This is a genomic window from Gelidibacter sp., assembly GCF_035577925.1.
Taxonomy (GTDB): domain Bacteria; phylum Bacteroidota; class Bacteroidia; order Flavobacteriales; family Flavobacteriaceae; genus Gelidibacter.
Window position 1 is genome coordinate 1 of record NZ_DATJCY010000021.1, and the last position, 1,839, is coordinate 1,839.

2 protein-coding genes are annotated in these 1,839 nt (G+C 38.4%); both read left to right on the forward strand.

All coding sequences use genetic code 11. The features are described from left to right. Positions 1-53 precede the first annotated feature (53 nt). Positions 54-821 (forward strand): HAD-IIB family hydrolase, encoded by a 768-nt coding sequence (locus tag VNJ50_RS00540; protein ID WP_325578025.1) that lies wholly within the window; start codon positions 54-56, stop codon positions 819-821. After that, the coding region (locus VNJ50_RS00545; protein ID WP_325578027.1) for a hypothetical protein at positions 818-1,839 on the forward strand (1,022 nt) is incomplete at its 3' end. The genes VNJ50_RS00540 and VNJ50_RS00545, both read left to right, overlap by 4 nt.

Consider the following 1,839-nt stretch of genomic DNA (forward strand, 5'->3'; position numbering starts at 1 on the left):
GAAAATAAAGTTACCCTGCTACAAATATCAGTTCCCGATAAGAAATAAAACACATGAAAAAATTGATCATATTTGATTTGGATGGCACGTTGGCCAAGAGTAAATCTCCTATTGACGACGAAATGTCCTCTTTATTAAAGACTTTGCTTGATGTAGCTGGTGTAGCCATTATTTCTGGCGGCGATTGGCCACAGTTTCAAAAACAAGTTTTGGGAAGATTGCCACAACATACAAATCTCCAAAAACTTGCTATTCTTCCCACATGCGGCACTAAGTTTTACCAATACGAAAAGGATTGGACAAAATTGTATGAAGAAAAATTTTCTGACACTGAAAGAACCAAAATCCTTAATAGTTTGAATGTAGCAGTTGCAGATGCACATCTTGATATCAATAAAACTTGGGGCGCCCAGATAGAAGACCGTGGTAGCCAGATTACTTTTTCTGCATTGGGACAGCAAGCACCTTTGGAAGCCAAAAAAAATTGGGATGGCAACTTTGAAAAACGACGAAAAATTGTTGAACCGTTAAAAAATATGCTTCCAGGTTTTTCAGTGGCAATGGGCGGAACAACGTCTATAGATATTGTAAAACCAGGAATTGATAAAGGCTATGGGATTCAAAAACTTAAAGATATTTTGCATATCGATATTTCTGAAATGCTTTTTATCGGTGACGCCCTATTTGAAGGCGGTAATGATTTCCCAGCCCGAAAAACTGGTATCACATGTATTCCCGTAAGAGATGACGAAGAAACCAAGAGAATTATTGAAACCATTATTGCATGTTCTAATCATCAATCTAAAAAATACGTGTTATGACGCCATTCAAATTACATCGTATTTGTACATTAATGCAATCAGAACCTGGAAATGCAATGGAAACTGAAGGCGTTCTCAATCCCGCGGTAACTCGTGGGCCGGATGGTGAACTTTATATTTTTCCGCGTTTGGTGGCAAAAAATAATTATTCGCGGATTGGTATTGCCAAAGTTAAATTTGACAAATCTGGAAATCCAATTGGAGTAGAGCGGCTCGGTATTGCCTTAGAACCCAAAACCGATTATGAAAAGCGGCCCAATGGTGGTGGTGGATGTGAAGATCCGAGAATTACATTTGTCAAAGCTGTTGATCATTATATCATGACATATACGGCTTATGGCCCTCACGGACCACGTATTGCAATGGCCAGATCAAAGGATCTTTTTAATTGGGAACGTATGGGATTGGTGTGTTTTACACCTTATAAAACGATCGATTTTAATAATATTGATGATAAAGATGCCAGTTTTTTTCCGGTGAATCTTCCGAGTCCACATAATCATAACTCCATTGCGATGTTGCATCGTCCACTTTTTCCAAATACAAAACCTGAAGAGACGGTTAAACTTGATGAAAACAGGGATGTTGATATCCATAAAGAAAGTATCTGGATTTCTTATTTCAATCTAAAACAAGGAAAAAACACCTCTTTACAAAATGCGAGATTCACGTCGCATTATCGTTTGGCACATCCTGTGTTTCCTTGGGAAAACTTGAAGATTGGTGGTGGAGCTCCTCCAGTTTTAACAAAACATGGCTGGTTGTTAATTTATCATGGTGTTAAGAAACACGATGAGTGTACCGATGAAATCCCTAAATATACTTATTCTGTTGGTGTTATGATTCTGTCAGAAACTGAACCTCAAAAAATACTTTACCGTTCTCCAAAACCTATTTTAGCACCAGAATTGGATGTCGAAACTATTGGCGTTGTTGGCGATGTTGTGTTTCCTACAGGAATTGATCGTCGTGACGATATCGGGCAACCCAATCGCATTGATGTGTATTATGGCATGGC

Excerpts from the sequence above, each read along its gene's own strand:
- VNJ50_RS00540 (WP_325578025.1), top strand. The coding sequence starts at position 54 with ATGAAAAAATTGATCATATTTGATTTGGATGGCACGTTGGCCAAGAGT.